Origin of the sequence: Streptomyces sp. TRM68367, from assembly GCF_014495685.1 — a bacterium.
Lineage (GTDB): Bacteria > Actinomycetota > Actinomycetes > Streptomycetales > Streptomycetaceae > Streptomyces.
Genome location: NZ_JACTVI010000074.1, coordinates 23811 through 42192, shown reverse-complemented (window position 1 = coordinate 42192; position 18382 = coordinate 23811). Strand labels below are relative to the sequence as shown.

Sequence of the window (18382 nt, the reverse complement as noted above, 5' to 3'; positions counted from 1 at the left end):
GCCAGCACGGCAGGACTCACCCACCCACCGGAGATCAAGACAGCGAGTTATTAATCGGCAAGCCCTAACTACACGGCATTGGGCCTAGTCCCGGCGGCGGCCCCGTCTCTCGGGGAGTTGCTGGAAGCCGGCTGACTTGTAGGTGGCGAGGGCGCCGGCATTGGAGGTCGGGGTGCAGACGAGCGCGCTCGACGAGCCCAGCGACTGGAGTGCCGCCGCCGCAGCGACGGTGATCGCCTTGCCGTAGCCGTAACCGCGATGTTCCCGGTGCACGCCCATCGGCTCGAGCAGCCCGGGCTTCCCCGGACCGGCCGACCACACCGTCACCGCCGCCACCGCGTTGCCCTCGTCGTCGTACGCGACCAGACACCGGGCGTCGGCGTACGGCAATCCGGCCGCCATCGCGCACCGGCGATCGACCGTGAACGTCGACCCGTCGAACGATGCCCGCAGCACGGCGGTCCACACGTGCGCCTGCTCCGGCCCGATCACCTCGATCCGCACGCCTGGGTCCTTCACCGGCTCCGCGAGGGCGCGGCGCAGCGGCGTCCATGGCTCGTCGGTGTTCCAGCCGACCTCGGACAGCAGATCCTGGGCCAGCGCGCCCGTGGGCGCCTCGACGTACCCCTTCCCCTCCATCAAGGTCCCCCGGATGCAGTTGCATCGGCGCCGCGTCGTACTGCCACTCCCGCAGCACGCCCACAGCCTCGCTCAACCCGTCGGCTCCCGGCTTGCCCAACCCCATCGTCATCGCCCCATCACATCCCACCGCGCCGACAGTGCGCACCCGGTTTCCGGCCGGCCGACGTCGGGGGATCGGGGATTCGGGAAGGGGGCAAACAGCGGGCTCAATGATCTCCATCGACCGGTCCGGTGAGGCCGGCTGACCACCTCTCCTCGATGCGGCCGAGTTTCCACACCAGCAGGGCGATCAGCCAGGTGGCGGCGAAGAGGCCGACCACCGCGTAGCCGAGGGTGTTGAGGTCGAGGCCCGCGATCCAGTCCCAGAACGGGCCGTGCAGACCGAGCCGCTGCGCGAGCAGGCCGAGGAGTTCGGCGGTGCCGATGAGCAGGGCGACGGCGACGGACAGGCCGGTGATGGTGAGGTTGTAGTAGACCTTGCGGACCGGGCGGGAGAACGCCCAGCCGTAGGCGAAGTTCATGAACGAGCCGTCGATGGTGTCGAGCAGGGACATGCCCGCGGCGAACAGCACGGGCAGGCACAGGATCGCGTACCAGGGCAGGCCGGAGGCGGCGCCGGACCCGGCGAGGACGAGCAGCGCGATCTCGGTGGCGGTGTCGAAGCCGAGGCCGAAGAGCAGGCCCAGCGAGTACATCTGCCAGGGCCTGGTGATCGACCTGGTCACCCGGCCGAGGAGGCGGTTCATCAGGCCCCGGCTGTTCAGCTGCGCCTCCAGGGCGGCCTCGTCGAAGTGCCCGGAGCGCATCCGGCGCAGCACCTTCCAGATGCCGGCCAGGACCACGAGGTTGACGGCCGCGATGACGTACAGGAAGGTCCCGGAGACGGTCGTGCCGATCAGGCCGGTGATGTCGTGCAGGGCGGAGCCGTCGTCGCGGACCGGTCCCGCCACGGCCTTCACGCCGAGGGCGAGCAGCAGGGCCAGGACGAAGACCACGCTGGAGTGGCCGAGCGAGAACCAGAAGCCGACCGACAGGGGCCGCTGCCCCTCTCCCATCAGTTTCCGGGTCGTGTTGTCGATCGCGGCGATGTGGTCGGCGTCGAAGGCGTGCCGCATGCCGAGCGTGTACGCGGTGACGCCGATGCCGACGCCGAAGGTCTGCGTGCCGATGCTGTGGTGCTGCGGGGCGACGACGGCGACGAGCGTGAACCAGCCGATCAGGTGCAGTCCGAGGACGACGGCGGCCATCCCGCCCGCCCTGATCCACTCCTGCCGCGTCATGGAGGTGCGGACGCGGTGCCAGACCGTGCGGTGTGCGGCGGTCCGGGCGGGGAGGGTCGGAGCGGAGTCAGGGGCGGCCGTCATCGGGGAGGGACTTTCTCTCGGCTGAGCGGCTGCGTGTACAGCCTTGTGCCATCCTCCAGTACCTGCAACTCATGTGCAGTAAAAGCCCTGACAGGTCTTGCCCACGGAAGCGGAAACTCCGGCAGCTTCCGGCAGCTCCTGGTGGGTGTGGTGATCACACGTCGGCGTTCGGCCCGTCCGGGCGGCCGTGACGCTGCTCCACCATCTCGTGGCTCAGCTCGGCCGTCTCCGCCTCCGGCAGCCGCTCGAAGCCGCCCTCGGTGATGACGGACACGACGGGGAAGATTCGGCGGCTGAGATCCGGGCCACCGGTCGCGGAGTCGTCGTCGGCGGCGTCGTACAGCGCGTGCAGGGCGGTGAGGGTGGCCTCGCGGCGGGACAGGCCGGGGCGGAAGAGCTTCTTGAGCGCTCCCCGGGCGTACGGGGAGCCGGAGCCCTCGGCGTGGAAGTCCGTCTTCTCGTACCGCCCGCCGGCCACGTCGAAGCCGACGATACGGCCGTGTGCGCCGTCGGGGGCGTGCACGTCGTAGGCGGCCATCAGCGGGACGACGGCCAGGCCCTGCATGGCCTGCCCGAGGTTCTGCCGGGTCATGCCGGCCAGCCGGGTCGCCTTGGCGCCGAGGGTCATGGGGACGCCCTCGATCTTCTCGAAGTGCGCCAGTTCGACCTGGTAGAGCTTCACCAGGTCCAGTGCGAGGCCGACGGAGCCGGCGAAGGCCACGGCGGTGTGGTCGTCGGCGGGGTGCACCTTCTCCAGGTCGCGCTGGGCGATCAGATTGCCCGCCGTGGCCCTGCGGTCGCCGGCGATCAGCACGCCGTCGCGGTAGGTGAGGGCGAGGACGGTGGTGCCGTGCGGGACCCGGGCGGGCGGTGCCTGCATGCCGTCGGGGAGGATCCAGTTGGTGTTCAGCGACTCGGGGCGGTGCGCCGCGAGGAACTCAGTGAAGGACGACGTGCCGGGCGTGAAGAACTCCTCCCCCAGCCGGCCCTCGCTGTCGTGCACGGTCATCCGGTTACCCCCTCGTCCGTCGAACACCTGACGGTCCGTCTCCTACCTGAACCGGCCGGAGGGGAAACGCCCTTCGGGGATCACGGTGCCCTGCGGCGGATCAGTACGGCCGCGAGCGACGGCTCCGGAGTCACGCGGCGCCGTCCTCCCGCGCCGTCGGGGCGACGTGGACGGTCAGTTCGCCGACGCGGTGGGCGGGCCAGGTGCGGGCGTAGGCGGGCGGGGTGCCGCCCGGCGCGACGAGGGCGGCGGCGGGGATGCGATGTGCGGTGCGCACGATGTCCGCCACCGTGGAGTTCTCGTTGTGGCCGCCGGTCGCCGCGGAGGAGCAGCCGGTGTAGTAGCCGACAGGGATGGCCTCGTGGCCGGTGAGCAGGCAGGGCGGGCTGACGCCGAGGCGGTGCAGTGTCTCGGCGGCGCGGGTCCAGTCCCGGCGGGCTTCGGTGTTGCGGTCGACGGTGCGCGCGAGCACGGCGTACTGCACCGCCAGATGTCCGGCGAGCCCGACCGCGACGAGAGCCGCGACCGCGGGCCTCCACTTCCCGTTCGGCGCTTTGGCCAGGGACCACAGCGCGTCGGCGACGGGCAGGGCCAGCAGGGCGTAGGCGGGCAGCAGGAAGCGGGGCGCCGCGTATCCGATCATGAACAGGTAGGGCACGGCGGCGGTCGTGGCGCAGGCGAGCGCGAGCACCGTGGGTGCGGCGCGGCGGGCCCGGACCGCGACGGCCAGGCCGAGGACGGCCAGCACCGGCAGGACGTACCACCACACGGTGAGCAGCGGGTTCGGCATCGACCCGGTGCACGGGCGGCACAGGGCCCGTCCGCCCAGGCTGCGCAGTTGGTCGTCGACGGCGAAGTACCAGCCCAGTCCCCCCTGGATGCGCGAGGCCTCGCGCAGCCGCTCCCCCAGCCCTCCGAAGCCTAGATACGCCTCGATCACCCACTCCACCGCCCCGGCCGCGAGGCCCGCCGCCAGCGCGAGCAGCGGTCGCCAGTACCGGCGTACGAGCGCGAGGACGACGAGCGGCACGGTCACCCAGACCGCGTCGGTCGGCCGCATCCACGCCATGAGGCAGCCGCCGGCCGCGACACCCCACAGGGCGGCCCGCGCGGAGCGGTCCGTGCGGGCCCGCAGGAAGCAGCCGACGCAGATCAGGGCGCCGACCGCGACCCAGTAGTTGGGCATGGCCTGCGGGCCGTAGAACAGGGTCACCCACAGGGAGGCGAACAGGGCGCCCGCCACGACCAGGACGCGGGTCGGGAACAGGCCGCGCCAGGCGCGCAGGGCCACGTAGAGGCCGAGGCCGGCCAGGACGGCGAGGTAGATCCGGAGCAGGGGCGTGGACGTCGACCACGATGCGATGGGCGCGACGAGCAGGGAGACGCCGCGGGAGCGCGGGGCGCTGAAGAAGGCCGCGGGCCCCTGGGTGCCGACCTGGCTGACGTACACGGTCTCGTCCCAGCCGAGCCCCAGGCCGGGGCGTACGAGGACGAGCTGGGCCAGCGTGAACACTCCGGCGAGTGCCGCGAGCGGCGCGGTGCCGCGCGCACGCCGGGACGCGTCGGCGCCGGGCGTCTGCTCACGCCCTCGCATACCTGTGAGGATGGCGCTCGCGCTGTGGGCCATCGTCCACCCCTTACCCCTACAAGTCGTTGGATTTCTGAGACGTTTCAGCTTGACGCATTTAATATGAAAGTACGGCAAAACGGAAAAACATTGACAAACTAACCCGTGAAGTGTCAGCACGCCGTGCGGAATTCCGCCGAATGCGCGGCAGGACCAGGCCGTCAGGTCCGGTGGGTCACTCCGGTCAGGTCGGCCAGGCTGGCCACGACCCGGTCCGCGCCGTGTGCGTACAGGGCGGCGGCCTGTCCGGTGCGGTCGACGCCGACGACGTAGCCGAAGTGGCCCGCGCGGCCCGCGTCCATGCCGGCGAGTGCGTCCTCGAAGACGGCAGCCTCCCGCGGCGCGACGCCGAGCTCGTGGGCGGCGGCGAGGAAGGTGTCGGGGCGCGGTTTGCCGGGGAGGTGGCGCTCGGCGGCGACGATGCCGTCGACGGTCACGTCGAACAGGTGCCCGGCGCCGACGGCGCGCAGTACGTCGCGGCAGTTGGCGCTGGCCGAGACGATCGCGGTGCGCAGGCCGCGGGCGCGGACCGCCTCGATGTAGCGCAGGGTGCCGTCGTAGGCCTCGACGCCTCCGGTGCGGATCTTCTCCCGCAGCAGGGCGTTCTTGCGGTTGCCGACGCCGTGCACGGTGGGGGCGTCCGGCGGGTCGTCGGGGTCGCCCTCGGGCAGGTGGATGCCGCGGGCGGCGAGGAAGGTGCGTACGCCGTCGGCGCGGGGGAGGCCGTCGACGTACGCGGCGTAGTCGGCGCCGGCGTCGAACGGCCGGAACCGCTGGCCCTCACGCTCGCGCAGGAAGGCGTCGAACGTCTCCTTCCAGGCGGCGGCGTGCACGACGGCCGTCCGGGTGACGACGCCGTCGAGGTCGAACAGGCAGGCCCGGATGTGTGCGGGGAGTCCGAGGTGCGTCATACGTCGCCGGGTTCCCCCATATGCGGGACGGGCTCCCTGCGCCGCGCAGACGCGGTCAGTCGTGCGGGAACGAGTGGTGCTCGTGGGCGACCACCCAGCGGCCCCCTTCCTTGCGCAGGCCGAAGGTCAGGCGCAGGCGGAGGGTGGGGCGTTCGGCCAGTTCCTCCGGGGTGCCGCAGCGCAGCAGCGCGTGGGCGTAGGCGACGTCGGTGCCGGCGGTGACGTGGAGGGACGTGATGTCGAAGCAGGCGCCCTGGGCCTGCCAGGCGAAGAAGGGCGGCCAGGTCACGCAGTAGGCGGCGAGGCCATGGATGCCCTCGTGGGGCGGGGGGACGTCGTACATGACGATGTCCCCGGCGTGCTGGGCGAGGACGCCGTCGAGGTCGCCGCGGTGGACGGCTTCGGCCCATCGGGTGATCAGGGTGCGGATCTGCGCCTCGTCGTCGGGTGTGGTGTCGGGCATGGTGCGGTTCCCTCCCCCCCCGGTCCTGGCGCGCTCCGGCCCGGGAGACTCCCCGCCTGGCCGGAAGCCGCCGCCTGCGCGCAGGGTGACACACTCTCCTGTGTGCCGCTGACTTTCGACGACCTCCTCGACCGCGCCCGGGCCCTCGCACACGGCGGGCGGCGCGCGCTTCTCGGCATCTCCGGCAGCCCCGGCGCGGGCAAGTCGACGCTTGCCGAGCACCTGGTGCAAGAACTGAACGGCGACGCGCAGCCGTGGGTCGCGCACGTCCCCATGGACGGCTTCCACCTGGCCGACGCGGAACTGGAGCGGCTCGGCCGCCGGGACCGCAAGGGCGCGCCGGACACCTTCGACGCGGCCGGGTACGCGGCGCTGCTGCGCCGACTGCGCGAGGACGAGAAGGACGACGGGAAGGAGGTCGTCTACGCGCCCGGCTTCGAACGTGTGCTGGAGCAGCCGATCGCCGGGGCGATTCCGGTGCCGCCGACGGCCCGGCTGATCGTGACGGAGGGCAACTACCTGCTGCTCGACACCGGCGCGTGGGCCCGCGTCCGGCCGCTGCTGGACGAGGTGTGGTTCTGCGAACTCGACGAGGAGGAGCGGATCCGGCGCCTGGTCGCCCGCCACGAGCGGTTCGGCAAGCCGCACGACGAGGCGGTGACCTGGGTCCTGCGCTCCGACCAGCGCAACGCCGACGTGATCGCCACGACGCGGCACCGCGCGGACCTGATCGTCCCGACGGCGACGCTGCCGTCGCCGGACGAGGCCCGTAGTCCTACGCCCGCAGCGCCAGCTCCGGTTCCCCGTAGGGGCCGCCCGCCGCCGCTCCGATGACCGCGGTGAAGGCCTCCGTGCGGACCGTGAGGTCGTCCCCCTCGCGTGCGAAGGAGGGCGTGAACCCACCGTCCTCGCCGTAGCGGACGGCGAAGACGTGCAGGTTCTCCGGGGCGCCCGGGGCCGGTTCGGCTTCCAGGGCCGTGGAGGAGACCAGGTGGCGCCAGCCCTCGTCGGGGTTGCCGTAGCCGCGCGGGTCGGCGGCCAGGGCGAAGGCGGCCTGCTCCTGGGTCGTGTCGGCGCGGGCGTCGAAGTGGTCCACGGTGTCCGAGGACGGATGCGTCAGCCGCAACGAGCCGGCCGACGTCACCTCGGCCTCCGCGGTCCGGCGCACCCGGTCGCCGTCGTCGGCCGCGTACGGCAACCCGGCCAGCAGGTACGGCGTACGGGGGAGGCGTTGCACTGCGACCGTCATCCACAGGCGGGTGCCGTCGGTGACGTACAGGGACTGCAGGTGACGCAGGACGTGGTCGCGGCCGACCACCGGCTTGGTGACCAGCTTGGCGGTCAGTCCGTCAGCCCTCAGGTCGCGGACGCGGACCTCGCCCATGGGGCGACACATCAGGAAGCCGTCGGTGACCGGGCCGAAGCCGTGCTGGCGGTTGACGGCGGCGGGCAGGTAGTAGGTGCCGGCGGCCTCCACCAGGGAAGGGGTCATCCGGTCGTCGAAGGCCACCGACACGCTGCCCGCGCGCAGTTGGTGCCGGGCCGGCGCCGTGGACGGTGTGCGGTGCCAGGACGTCGTGTCCTGGATCTGCCAGACCAGCATGAACGCGAAGTGGCCGTCGATGCCGCCGTCCGGCTTGACCGCGTGCCGGGCCCACCGGCTGTCGCCCCGGTAGCGGCCGAGGTCGGAGCCGATGCGGCGGCTGAAGTAGCGCAGGCCCAGGACCGACTCGAAGGCGGAGTGCTGCTCGCTGTAGCGCGGACCGCCGTTGTCGAAGCCGCCGCCCGTCAGGCGCGCGTCGATGTAGCGGGCGAGCGCGTCGCCGTCCTCCGCGAAGATCTCCTCGCCGCTGACCCGGTGCGCCTGGGCGAGGAAGGACAGGGAGATCGGGCCGTAGTTGTTGTCGTAGGCGCCGCCGTGCTCGGGCGGCAGCAGGGCACCACGGTCGGCGACCCGGTGGGCGCGGATCTTCTCCTCGTAGAGCCGCAGGGCCTCGCGCCGCACCGACTCGCCCTCGGCGGGCGGCAGGTGCCGGGCCAGCATCAGGCCGCCGACGACGCAGCCGATGGCCTGGTTGCCGGCCTCCTGCGGGTTGTAGAACGTCGCCTCCGTCAGCCAGCGCCAGTAGCCGTGCGCCACCTCCAGCAGTTCTGCGCGCTGTCCTTCGTCGACGAGGCCGTCGGCCGCGTCCAGCACGTTGACCGCCTGGAGCAGGGCCCACACGGTGCTCGGCCAGTCGCCGATGGGGTGGGCGCCGGCCGCCAGGGTGTAACGGGCGTACGGCAGCCCGGAGTCGCGTACCCGCAGGTTGGGGTAGCCGGGATTGTCCTCGGTGTACACCCGCTCGCTCAGGTGGAAGGCGAGGCTGCCGCGCACCGCCTCCGGCAGCCGCGGGTCCTTGTTCCGCTGCCAGGCGAGGGCGAGCAGGGAGGTGAGGCCGAGGGAGGTGTCGCCGATGTCGTCGACGCAGTCCGGGTGTTCGAGGTTGCCCTCCGGCGTCATCCGGGCCAGGGCCTGCTCGGTGACGTCGGCGAGGACGGCGTCGTAGGCCTCCGGGGTGTCCGGGAGGTCGTGCAACGGGCCGCGCTGGTGAGGGAGATGCACGGGTGGGTCAGTCCTTCAGTCCGGCGTTGATGTCGGCGTTCATGACGTAACGCTGGAACACCAGGAAGACGACGATCAGCGGAATCATGGAGATGACCGATCCGCCGAGCACCACCGACCAGTTGATGTTCTGCGCGCCGACGAGGCTCTGGATGCCGATTTGCACGGTGAACTTGTTGGGGTCGTTGAGCATCAGCAGCGGCCAGATGTAGTCGTTCCACCGCCACTGGAACGACAGGATGGCGAGCGTCAGCATGATGGGCCGGGAGATCGGCACCATGATCCTCAGAAAGATCGACAGTTCACGCGCCCCGTCGATGCGGGCGGCCTCGATGAGCTCGTCGGGGACCGTCAGGAAGAACTGGCGGAACATGAAACACCCGGTCGCGGTGAGCAGGGCCGGGAGGATGATGCCGGCGAGCGAGTTGTAGAGGCCGATGTCGCGGACCACCAGGAACTGCGGGGCGAGCATGACCTCGGAGGGCAGCATCGTCGTGGCCAGGATGCCCATGAAGAACACCTTGAGCCACTTGTTGTCGTACTTGGCCAGCGCGTACCCCGTGCAGCAGCTGACTCCCACCGTGAGGATCGTCGCGATCACACACACGATGGTCGTGTTGATGAAGTACTGGGAGAAGTTGGCGCTGTCCCACGCCGTCTTGTAACCCGACAGGGTGGGGTCGTGCGGAAGCAGCGTCAGCGGAAGGGAGAACAGGTCTCCCGCCGGCTTGAAGGAGCTGAGTACGAACCACAGCACCGGCAGCCCGTAGAGGGCCGCCAGGACCCACAGCAGTGTCGTCGCGGGCACCGCGCGCCGAAGCCCACCGCTGGCCGCGCTGCGGGGCCGCTTCTTGGGAACAACCGGTCCGAGCTCGGCGTCGACCGGGCGTGGCATGTCTGTGGTTGTCATCGGTTCTCCACCCGCCGGTTGACGATCAGCTGGATGATCGCGACGGCCATCAGGATGAGCATGAGCACGAACGACGCGGCGCTCGCGTAGCCGATCTGGCCCGATTTGAAGCCGGTCTGGTAGATGTACTGGACAAGCAGGTTGTTCGACGTTCCGGGTCCGCCGTTGTTGAGGGAGGCGAACAGCGGGTATTCCTTCATCGCGTGGATCGTGTTGAGCAGGATGACGATGAAGGAAGTGGGCGCGATGCTCGGCAGTGTGATGCTGATGAACTGGCGCCACGGACCGGCGCCGTCGAGCGATGCCGCCTCGTAGTACGACACCGGTACGTTCTTGATCGCCGCGATGAACAGCAGCATCGAGAAGCCCGTCCAGGCCCAGGATGCCGCCGCCACCACCACCATCAGCGACAGGTCCGCGTTCGACTGCCACGGAACGGCACTTCCGCCGAACTTCTCGATGACGTAGTTGACCAGTCCGAAGTTCTCACCGAACAGCCACCGCCACAGGACACCCACGACGATGGGTGACAGTAGCCACGGGATGAAGAAGAAGACGCGGGCGACCGACACGCCCTTGGCGTGCTTGCTCACCAGCACGTTGGCGATGAGCAGCGAGAACACGAAGTTCAGCGGAACGAAGAGCACGGTGTACAGCAGCGTCCGGGTCAGCGCGCTGTAGAAGGTGGAGTCCCCGAACAGGTTGTGGTAATTGTCCAGTCCGACGAACTGGAACGCCCCCACGCCCGTGTAGTTCGTGAAGGAGTAGACGAGCCCGATCACCGCCGGCCAGACGAAGAACAGCGCGAAGAGCACGACATTGGCCGCGATGAGGACGAGCGGCGCAAGGATGTACTTACTGCGTCTCCTGGGCGGGCTCGCGGACACGTCCGGGGCGCGTTTGGTCATCTTCCTGACTCCGTGCTGGTGGAATAGGTTCCTGTGGGCTCAGGGCCGTGAGCCCGGCATCACGTGGGGGCCCGAGGCCGGGCGGCGGTGTCTCGACCCCGCCGCCCGGCCCTGTCGGCCTGGGCTCAGCCGCCGACCTGCTGGTTGTAGCCGGCCACGATGTTGTCCAGCGCCTTGTCGGCCGACTGCTGGCCGTTGATCGCCTTGCCGAGCTCCGTCTTGGTCGGGTCCTCGGTGAGGCTCTTGCCCTTCAGCACCCAGTTCGTCTGCGCGGTGTTGAAGTAGCCGGAGATCGGGGCGTACAGCGGGATCGACTCGTTGTACAGCTTGAACGCCGCCTGCGCCGCCTCGGACTTGAAGGGGTACTTCGGGTTCAGACCGCTCTCGACCGGCAGGAACCCGGACGCCTCACACAGCGCCTGGTAGTGGGCCGGCTCGTACAGCCAGGACAGGAACTTCGTCGCGGCGGCGGCCGCGTCGCCGTTGTTGTTGAAGCCCACCGTCATGCCGCCGCTGTTGACGTCGCTGGCCTGCACCGGCTCGGCGGGAGTCGGGACGCTCGCCCAGTCGAACTTCTTGATGCTCTCCGCGAAGGCGGGAACCTGCCACACGCCGGACCAGTAGGCGACCACGTCACCGCTCTGGAACATGGCCGACGGGTCGGCGCCGCTGGTCCACACCGACTTCGGCATGGTCTTGTCGTCGTTCATCGCGACGAAGCGCTTCACAGCCTTCCTGGTCGCGGCGTCCACCGAGAACTTGCCGGAGGAGTCCGCGTGGACGTACTTCCCGCCGAGTTCGTACACCATGGCGCGGAGCCGGGACGGCGACTGGTCGAAGGTGAGGGAGTACTTGGCGCCGGTCTTCTCCCGGACCTGGTCCGCCGCCTTGATGAATTCGGTCCAGGTCCAGGTCTTCTGGGGCGAGGTCGGGAAGGAGACACCGGCCTTCTTGAACAGCGTCTCGTTGATGAACAGGCCGGACGCGGTGATGTCCGAGGGGATGGACAGCACCTTCCCGGACGAGTCCTTGGCGACGAAGTTGCCGTTGATCTTGTTGCTCTTCTTGTTGGCGATGGAGCTGAGGTCGATCAGCTTGTTCGCCCAGATCGGGTCCAGCTTCGGCACTGCCGCCACGTCGGGCAGGGAGTTCGCCTGCGCGGCGTTGCGCAGCTTCGCGTCGTAGCCGTCGTAGGGGATGTTGACGAGCTTGACCTTGACGCCGGTTTCCTTCTTGTACTGCGCCACCATCTTCTTCCAGCCCGCGTCCTGCCCCGGAACCGTGGAGATCCAGAACGTCAGCGACTTGGAGGTCCCGCCCGAGCCGGATTCCGACCCGCAGGCGGAGAGCAGGAGGGCACCTGCCGTGGCCACGGCAGCGAGGGGAACAACGCGGCGTATGCCGCCGCGGCCGAGTCGGCGGGAGCGCCGCACACCCACACTGGTCATCTTCAGTCCCTTTTCGTCGTAGCGGAAGAAGCACGGCGCCAGCCGAGGCGGCACAGGTGCATTTTGCGGGAAATTTCGCTTTCCGGGGGCACGGCCTCGCCCGGCCGCGTCGCCTTTGACGGTGGGGTCCCCGGCCATGACGGCCCACGTCGCACAAGCTCACCCTCGTGCGGCTGCCGTACTTCGTGTACGGGCGGGAGGCTCACCCGGAGTCGGTGTCCCGACCGACTCAGAAAGCGCTTGTCCGGACATTGGCAGACCGATGGCGCGCCCGTCAATGCTTCGCCCGTACAGCTCCGGTCACGGTTTGAATTCCATGGGCCACGGCCAGCCTGCTGGCGCCCGCCACCGTGCCGGTGTCCCCCACGACGCTGCTGACCACCTCGGTGGGCCAGCTCAGCCGGGCCAGCTCGTTCCGCACCCCGGGCAGCAGCTGCGGGTCCGCGCCGGTGGCGCCGCCCAGCACGATCAGCCCGGGGTCCAGTACGGCGGCCACGGCGGCAGCCAGCCGGCCCACGTCGGCGGCGTGCGCGGCGATCACCGCGTGGGCGGTGCCGTGCCCCTGCCGGGCCAGGGCGAAGAGCCGCTCGGCGCTGCGCGGGCACGGTCCGTCGCCGTCCTGCCAGGCGTCGGCCGCCCGGCGCAGCAGGGAGCGGGCGCCCATGTGCTCCTCCAGGCCCTCGTAGCGCGGATCGCGGTCGTCGGTCCAGGGGTAGGGCAGCCGGGCCACCTCACCGGCGGCGCCGTTCGCGCCGCGCAGCACCCGGCCGCGGATGACGACGCCGAGGCCGACGCCCACGCCGATGCGCAGGTAGCCGAAGGTGTCCCGGCCGCGTGCGGCGCCCTCGTGCAGTTCGGCGAGCGCGGCGCAGTTGACGTTGTTCTCCAGGTGGACGGGCACGCCCTCGGGCAGGGCGACGGCCATGGCGTCGAAGACGGGCCCGGCCTTGGCGGTCGCGGGGCGCTGCCCGGTGCCTTCCCGGTCCTGGGTGGTGACGTCGCCGACGGCGACGACGACGGCGCGCAGCGGGGCGCCGCCGGGCAGCGCCTTGAGGACCTCGCGGACGGTGTCGGCCGCGTCGGGCCGGGTCCCGCTGCCCTCGGCGAGCAGCGCGCCGTCCAGGGCGCAGCCGCGCACCCGGGTGCGGGCGGGGCCGAGATCGACGGCGAGGACGGCGCCGGCGGCCGGTCCGAGGCGGTAGACGGCAGCGCTGCGGCCGGTGCCGCCGGAGGCCGTCCCGGAGTGGGCGGCGAGGTCGACGGCCTCCAGCTCGGCCACCGCCGTGGAGACGGTCGGTTTGGAAAGGCCCGCACCGGCTGCCAGCTGGGGGCGGGTGGCGGTGCCCGCCCCGGCCAGAACGTCGAACACCACACGGGCACTCTCACTCAGGTGCATGCTCTCCCCAGGTCGTGCTGCGGCCGCGGAAGGTCGCGAGGGTCGCGCGGCATCGGGGTTTCCGTGCCTCTTGACGCACCCTACTTCGTTAGTTAACTTCCTAACGAACTTCACGGTACTCGCCTGCCGTGGCCCGCACGAGGCCCGTCCCGGGGCTTCCCGAACCTGTCAACTCCCGTACTCCGACGCATGGTTCGCCCGCCGTTCGCCGACTTGCCGCAGTGCGCCTGCGCGACGACGAAAGAGGACCCGTGCACTACTCCACGCCCTCCGTGGTCGGTATCGACGTGGGCGGCACCAAGACGCAGCTGCGCGCCCTCGCGGGCGACGGCCGCGTCGCCGATCACGTGCGTCCGAGCGGCGGCTGGCGGCCGCACGACCCCGTGGCGGCCGCCGACTGGCTGGCCGCGCTGGTCGGTGACGCCCTGCCGGCGGACACTCGCCCGTCCGCCGTCGCCGTGGGCGGCCATGCCTGTGAGACCCCGCGCCAGTGCGCCGTGATCCGGGCCGCGCTCGAGGACCTGCTCGGCGTGCCCGCGCTGGTCGTGGGCGACGCCGAACTCCTCGTTCCCGCAGCTGGTTTGGACAAGGGGGTCGGTCTGGTCGCCGGCACCGGCTCGGTCGCGGTGGGCCGGCTGCCCGACGGCAGACCCGTGCAGGTCGGCGGCTGGGGTGCGGTCCTCGGCGACGAGGGCGGCGCGGCCGGGATCGTCCGCGAGGCCGCGCGGGCCGCGTGGGCGGCGCACGACCGCGGTGAGGAGCCGGACGCGCTGGCCGCGGGGCTCGTCGCCGCGTTCGACGTGGGCGAGGTACCGGCGCTCGGCGCGGCGCTGGAGAGCGCCACGGACGTCTCCGCCGAGTGGGGCCGGCACGCACAGGTGGTCTTCGAGGCCGCGGAGGCCGGTTCGGAGCTCGCCCGTGCGGTGATCGCCGACGGCGGCCGGGCGCTGGCCGGGCTCGTCGTCCGGCTCGCCGCGCGCGGGGTCGCCGTGGACGACGTCGTGGTGGCGGGCGGCACGGTCCTCGCCCAGCCCGCGCTGTACGCGGCGTTCACCTCCTCGCTCGCCGACGCCCTGCACGGTGCCCGGCCGCAGCCGCTGCGCGCGGCGCCGGTCGAGGGCGCGGTGGCGCTGGCTCGCTCGCTGCGGTGAACGCCGCGGCGCTCGTTCACCCACCGGACACGTGCCGGTCGACCGGCCCTCCCCGACGGGACACGCCCCGGCCGTAGATCTTCGCTCGTACGCACCATGTGGCTCACAAAGACCCAACGCACCAACAGAAGTCCGAAGGCACCACAGGAGAGTCCCTGATATCCACGGGAAGCTCCCAGCCACCACGAGTCGCACACGATCGCACGACCGCCCCCGGCCGCACCGCCGAAGAACTCAAGAGAGGCGCACACGCATGCCGTCACCCTCCCCCGGCCGACTCGCCCTGAACCGGCGGGGTTTCCTCAAGAGTTCCGTCGGTGCCTCGGCCGGTGTGCTGGCCGCCCCGACGTTCGTGTCCTGGCTGTCCGCCGCGGACGCGAAGGCCGCGACCGGCGCCGCCGCGTTCGTCGACGACTACAAGACCAACGTCGTGGCGAACCAGACGCCCGAGACCAACGCGGTCATCCGGATCCTCGGTGGCTTCGCCGAGGTGTGGAAGACCGGCGACGACTGGAACACCGGGGCCCCGCTGCGGCCCGAGGTGCTGCGCGCCAACCTGCGCTACAGCGAGCGGATCACGGCGCGGCGCACCGAGGCGGAGGCGAAGCAGGCGTTCATCACCGACCGCCGGCACCAGAGTTACTCGGTGATCGGCGGCCTGGGTCCGCTGGCCGAGCTGTACAAGGCGGGCGCCAAGGCGGTCACGTCCATCACCAGCGCGCCCGACGGCACCCCCGCCGGCAAGATCAGCGACTCGGTGCCCGCCGACGCCCCGGCCGGTTCCGCGCTCGGCGCGGGCTCCCACGACTCGGACCTCGGCGAGGTGGCCAAGCTGGTCGACACCGTGCGCGGCCCGTTCGCCTCCAGCAACCCGGCCAAGTTCGCCTTCCAGTACCCGCGTCCGTGGCGCATGAACGAGGACAGCGAGGTCGTCGACACGGGCAGGAAGGACGAGTTCGGCTACCCGGTGTACGACTCGACGGTGGTCGTCGCCCCGCAGCTGCTGCGCCAGCGGTCCGAGGACCCGGCCGAGGACGGCGGCTTCCCCAGCGGTCACACCAACGCCCTGCACCTCGCGGCGCTGGCGTACGCGTACGCCGTACCCGAGCGGTTCCAGGAGATGGTGACGCGGGCCTTCGCGCTCAGCCACGACCGCATCGTGTCCGGCATGCACTCCGCCGTCGACGTCATCGGCGGCCGCGTCATGGCAACGGCGCTGGCCGCCGCCGCGCTGGCCGACCCGGCGAACGCCGGCCTCAAGGCAGCCGCCCGCAAGCAGGCCCTCGCCTACTTCCTGGAGAAGACAGGCACCACCGCCGACACCCTGTACGAGTACGCCCACTCGGCGGGACTGGACAGCGACCCGTACGCCGACCGGGACGCCAACGCCCGGGAGGTCGAGCCCAAGCTGACGTACACCTGAACCGGCAGGGCCGCAAGGTGCCCCTGACCGTGCCGAAGGGCGCCGAGGCGCTGGTGGAGACGCGGCTGCCGTACCTGGACGCGGAGCAGCGCCGCGAGGTGCTGCGCACCACCGCACTGCCCTCGGGGTACGTCCTGCTGGACGGCTTCGAGCAGTGGGGCCGGCTCGACCTGTTCGCCGCGGCGGACGGGTACGGAGCCTTCGACTCGGACGTGACGGTGACGCTGGACGCGGCGGCCGGCGGTTTTGACGCGGCCGACGCCTGGCGCAACGACATCGAGGGCGACGGCGGTCTGACCAAGCGGGGCACCGGCACGCTGACGCTGACCGGGCACAACCGCTACCACGGCGGCACCGTGGTCGAGGACGGCACGCTGGTCGCCGGGCATGCATGCGCGCTCGGCCAGGGTGACGTGCGGGTCACGGGCGGCACGCTGCGCGCGGAGAAGGTCCTGCGGGTGCACGGCAGTTACGTCCAGGAGGGCGACGCGACCCTGGAGCTGCTGCTGCGGGGGCACCACGGACCGGCGCTCACCGTGTCCCGGCGGGTCCTGCTGGGCCGGGGCAGCGTGCTGGCGCTGCGCCTGGACGAGGAGCGGCGGCCGGTGGCGGGGTCCACGGTGCCGGTGCTGGAGGCCGCGCAGCTGCGCGGCAGGTTCGACCGGGTGGAGCTGAACTCGGACTCGCTGCGGGCCGTACCTGTCTACACCGCGGAAGGTCTGTCGGTACGACTCGTGAGGCGGTGACGCCCGCGCGGCGGGAGCGGTGCGAGAGTAGCCCCGTGAGGTGGCTCTGGATCGCTCCCGCCGCCCCGCGGTGGATGTCACCGCGGGGCGGATGATGGCGCGCGCACAGCACTCGGTGTTCCTGGACCCGGACGCGCTCCCCCGGGCGCCCGCGGGGCGCCCCGCGCGCCGGCTGGTGAAGCCGTGGCTCGTGCCGCTGCTCGTCGTGCTGCTGCTCGTGCACATGGCGGTGGCGATGGTGACCACCGCCGTCCAGCAGACGCCGACGATCGACGAACCCGTGTACGTCGGTTCGGCCGCCGACTACTGGCACGAGCACAACCTGCGCTACAACCCGGAGCACCCGCCGCTCGGGAAGCTGGTCATCGGCGTGGGCGTGGCGCTTGCCGATCCCCACGTCGACGCGTCCTTCACGGGCGACCAGGGCGCGCTGGGCCGGCACCTGCTCTACGAGTCCGGCAACGACCCTGGGCACCTGATGCTGTGGGCGCGGCTGCCGGTGATCGCGCTGACGCTGCTGTTCGGGCTCGTGGTTTTCGCCTTTGCCCGTGAACTGGCCGGGAGAGCTGGGGCGTTGGCGGCGCTGGCCCTGTACTGCTTCTCCCCCGACGTCATCGCGCACGGCTCCCTGGCCACGCTCGACGTGCCCGCTGCCGGGTTCGTGCTGACGTCGGTGTGGCTGCTGTGGCGGTCGCGGCTCCGGCCGCGCCGGTATGTGCCGCTGGCCGGGGTGGCGTTCGGTGCGGCCCTGGCCACGAAGATGAGCGCGCTGCCCGCGGTGCCGGTGCTGCTCGCGCTGGCCGCCGTGTCGGTGTGGTGCGCGTCGGCGAGTGCCGGCCGGCGCAGGGCACTGCTGCGGGCGGGCGCGGGCGCGGCCCTCGTGGCGGTGGTCGCCGTGGCGGTCGTATGGGCGACGTATCTGGTGGTCGATCCGCGGCTGCGCTGGCAGCCCCAGCAGCATGTGCCCGTGGTGCACGGGCCGCGGGGGCTGCTGGTCGAGCTGGTGCCGTTCCCGGAGCCGTACCGGGACGGCATGCGGATCCAGTTCGGCTTCGAGAACCACCCCTGGGAGGGCTTCCTCTTCGGCCGGCTGTACACCGGCTCCCTCTGGTACTACCTCCCGGCCGCGCTGCTGGTGAAGACCCCGCTCGGCATGCTCGCGCTGTGGGCCGCCGGTGCCGTGGCGGTGGTGGCGCTGCGACGGCTGCGGCCCGCGTCGCCGTATCTGCTCGCGCCGGCCGCCGTGCTGCTGCTGGCGGCCATGGAGGGGTCGCGGAACTTCGGGACCCGGTACGCGGTCTTCCTGCCGATGTTCCTGGCAGTGGCGGCAGGCTGTGTGCTGGTGGTGCGGTGGCGGTGGACGCCGGCCGTGACGGGGGCACTGGTGGCGTTCGTCGCGGTCAGCTCGCTGCGGACGTATCCCTACTATCTGCCGTACTCCAACGAGGCGTTCGGCGGACCTGCCCGGACGCATCAGCGGCTGCACGACTCCAACGTGGACTGGGGCCAGGACCTGGGCCGGCTCGCGGACCGGCTGCGCGAACGCTACCCGCGCGAGCGGGTCTGGCTCGTGTACAAGGGCAGCGCAGTGCCGTCCTTCTACGGCATCGACGCCACCGATCCGCGGCGGGTGCCGGCCCGTCAGGTGCACGGGCTGCTGGTGGTGTCGGACTCCGCGGCCGCCAAGGCGACCGGGCGGCTGGCCGCGCTGATCGACAGCAGCCGTCCGGTGGAGTCGGTGGGCCACTCGATCACGATCTACCGCCGGTGAGCCCTCGC

At 71.5% G+C, this 18382-nt stretch carries 13 protein-coding genes and 2 pseudogenes; 4 read left to right on the top strand and 11 right to left on the bottom strand.

Features of this window, described 5'->3' with window-relative positions; translation table 11 throughout:
- Nucleotides 1-84 precede the first annotated feature (84 nt).
- From H8R17_RS33190 to H8R17_RS33165, 6 genes and pseudogenes are all read right to left on the bottom strand, one after another.
- Nucleotides 85-751: pseudogene (locus tag H8R17_RS33190) on the bottom strand (GNAT family N-acetyltransferase).
- A 97-nt stretch (nt 752-848) separates the two neighbouring features.
- Nucleotides 849-2006: a HoxN/HupN/NixA family nickel/cobalt transporter gene (locus tag H8R17_RS33185; RefSeq protein ID WP_187826924.1), complete on the bottom strand. Its 1158-nt coding sequence runs from the start codon at nt 2004-2006 to the stop codon at nt 849-851.
- Between the two features lie 154 nt (nt 2007-2160).
- Nucleotides 2161-3015, bottom strand: coding sequence for a proteasome subunit beta (prcB, locus tag H8R17_RS33180; protein WP_187826923.1), 855 nt, complete (start codon nt 3013-3015; stop codon nt 2161-2163).
- 130 nt (nt 3016-3145) lie between these two features.
- Nucleotides 3146-4642, bottom strand: a complete 1497-nt coding sequence (locus H8R17_RS33175; RefSeq protein ID WP_187826922.1) for a hypothetical protein — start codon at nt 4640-4642, stop codon at nt 3146-3148.
- Between the two features lie 161 nt (nt 4643-4803).
- On the bottom strand, nt 4804-5553 hold the full coding sequence (locus H8R17_RS33170) for an HAD family phosphatase (protein ID WP_187826921.1): 750 nt from the start codon (nt 5551-5553) through the stop codon (nt 4804-4806).
- Nucleotides 5554-5608: 55 nt separating this feature from the next.
- Entirely contained in the window at nt 5609-6016 is a 408-nt protein-coding gene (locus tag H8R17_RS33165; RefSeq protein WP_187826920.1) for an SgcJ/EcaC family oxidoreductase, read from the bottom strand.
- A gap of 102 nt (nt 6017-6118) precedes the next feature.
- On the opposite strand from H8R17_RS33165, the gene H8R17_RS33160 reads away from it, so the two are divergent.
- A complete protein-coding gene (locus tag H8R17_RS33160) occupies nt 6119-6850 on the top strand; it encodes a nucleoside/nucleotide kinase family protein (RefSeq protein ID WP_187826919.1) in 732 nt (243 codons plus the stop codon).
- On the opposite strand, the gene H8R17_RS33155 is transcribed toward H8R17_RS33160, so the two are convergent.
- The 5 genes from H8R17_RS33155 to H8R17_RS33135 all read right to left on the bottom strand — a co-directional run bounded on the left by H8R17_RS33155 (nt 6792) and on the right by H8R17_RS33135 (nt 13283).
- Complete coding sequence (locus H8R17_RS33155; RefSeq protein ID WP_187826918.1) at nt 6792-8621, bottom strand: hypothetical protein; 1830 nt, start codon at nt 8619-8621, stop codon at nt 6792-6794. The two genes, H8R17_RS33160 and H8R17_RS33155, sit on opposite strands and share 59 nt — an antisense overlap.
- Before the next feature lie 7 nt (nt 8622-8628).
- The gene (locus tag H8R17_RS33150) at nt 8629-9531 is read right to left on the bottom strand and encodes a carbohydrate ABC transporter permease (protein ID WP_187826917.1); all 903 of its coding nucleotides are present in this window, start codon (nt 9529-9531) and stop codon (nt 8629-8631) included.
- Nucleotides 9528-10439: a carbohydrate ABC transporter permease gene (locus H8R17_RS33145; protein ID WP_187826916.1), complete on the bottom strand. Its 912-nt coding sequence runs from the start codon at nt 10437-10439 to the stop codon at nt 9528-9530. The genes H8R17_RS33150 and H8R17_RS33145 overlap by 4 nt, the downstream gene beginning before the upstream one ends.
- A 125-nt stretch (nt 10440-10564) precedes the next feature.
- Complete coding sequence (locus H8R17_RS33140; protein ID WP_187826915.1) at nt 10565-11887, bottom strand: extracellular solute-binding protein; 1323 nt, start codon at nt 11885-11887, stop codon at nt 10565-10567.
- Nucleotides 11888-12161: 274 nt separating this feature from the next.
- Nucleotides 12162-13283 (bottom strand): ROK family protein, encoded by a 1122-nt coding sequence (locus H8R17_RS33135; RefSeq protein ID WP_187826914.1) that lies wholly within the window; start codon nt 13281-13283, stop codon nt 12162-12164.
- Between the two features lie 251 nt (nt 13284-13534).
- Here H8R17_RS33135 and H8R17_RS33130 point away from each other — a divergent pair, with 251 nt between their 5' ends.
- The 3 genes and pseudogenes from H8R17_RS33130 to H8R17_RS33120 all read left to right on the top strand — a co-directional run bounded on the left by H8R17_RS33130 (nt 13535) and on the right by H8R17_RS33120 (nt 18374).
- Nucleotides 13535-14434, top strand: a complete 900-nt coding sequence (locus H8R17_RS33130; protein ID WP_187826913.1) for a BadF/BadG/BcrA/BcrD ATPase family protein — start codon at nt 13535-13537, stop codon at nt 14432-14434.
- A gap of 253 nt (nt 14435-14687) precedes the next feature.
- Nucleotides 14688-16603 (top strand): annotated as a pseudogene (locus H8R17_RS48905) (phosphatase PAP2 family protein).
- A 91-nt stretch (nt 16604-16694) separates the two neighbouring features.
- Entirely contained in the window at nt 16695-18374 is a 1680-nt protein-coding gene (locus H8R17_RS33120) for a glycosyltransferase family 39 protein (protein WP_187826925.1), read from the top strand.
- Nucleotides 18375-18382 lie beyond the last annotated feature (8 nt).

Bases quoted from the DNA above. Each gene is read 5' to 3' on its own strand.
- H8R17_RS33175 (WP_187826922.1), bottom strand. From the start codon at position 4,642: ATGGCCCACAGCGCGAGCGCCATCCTCACAGGTATGCGAGGGCGTGAG.
- H8R17_RS33185 (WP_187826924.1), bottom strand. From the start codon at position 2,006: ATGACGGCCGCCCCTGACTCCGCTCCGACCCTCCCCGCCCGGACCGCC.
- H8R17_RS33135 (WP_187826914.1), bottom strand. From the start codon at position 13,283: ATGCACCTGAGTGAGAGTGCCCGTGTGGTGTTCGACGTTCTGGCCGGG.
- H8R17_RS33165 (WP_187826920.1), bottom strand. From the start codon at position 6,016: ATGCCCGACACCACACCCGACGACGAGGCGCAGATCCGCACCCTGATC.
- H8R17_RS33145 (WP_187826916.1), bottom strand. From the start codon at position 10,439: ATGACCAAACGCGCCCCGGACGTGTCCGCGAGCCCGCCCAGGAGACGC.
- H8R17_RS33170 (WP_187826921.1), bottom strand. From the start codon at position 5,553: ATGACGCACCTCGGACTCCCCGCACACATCCGGGCCTGCCTGTTCGAC.
- H8R17_RS33120 (WP_187826925.1), top strand. From the start codon at position 16,695: ATGATGGCGCGCGCACAGCACTCGGTGTTCCTGGACCCGGACGCGCTC.
- prcB (WP_187826923.1), bottom strand. From the start codon at position 3,015: ATGACCGTGCACGACAGCGAGGGCCGGCTGGGGGAGGAGTTCTTCACG.
- H8R17_RS33140 (WP_187826915.1), bottom strand. From the start codon at position 11,887: ATGACCAGTGTGGGTGTGCGGCGCTCCCGCCGACTCGGCCGCGGCGGC.
- H8R17_RS33150 (WP_187826917.1), bottom strand. From the start codon at position 9,531: ATGACAACCACAGACATGCCACGCCCGGTCGACGCCGAGCTCGGACCG.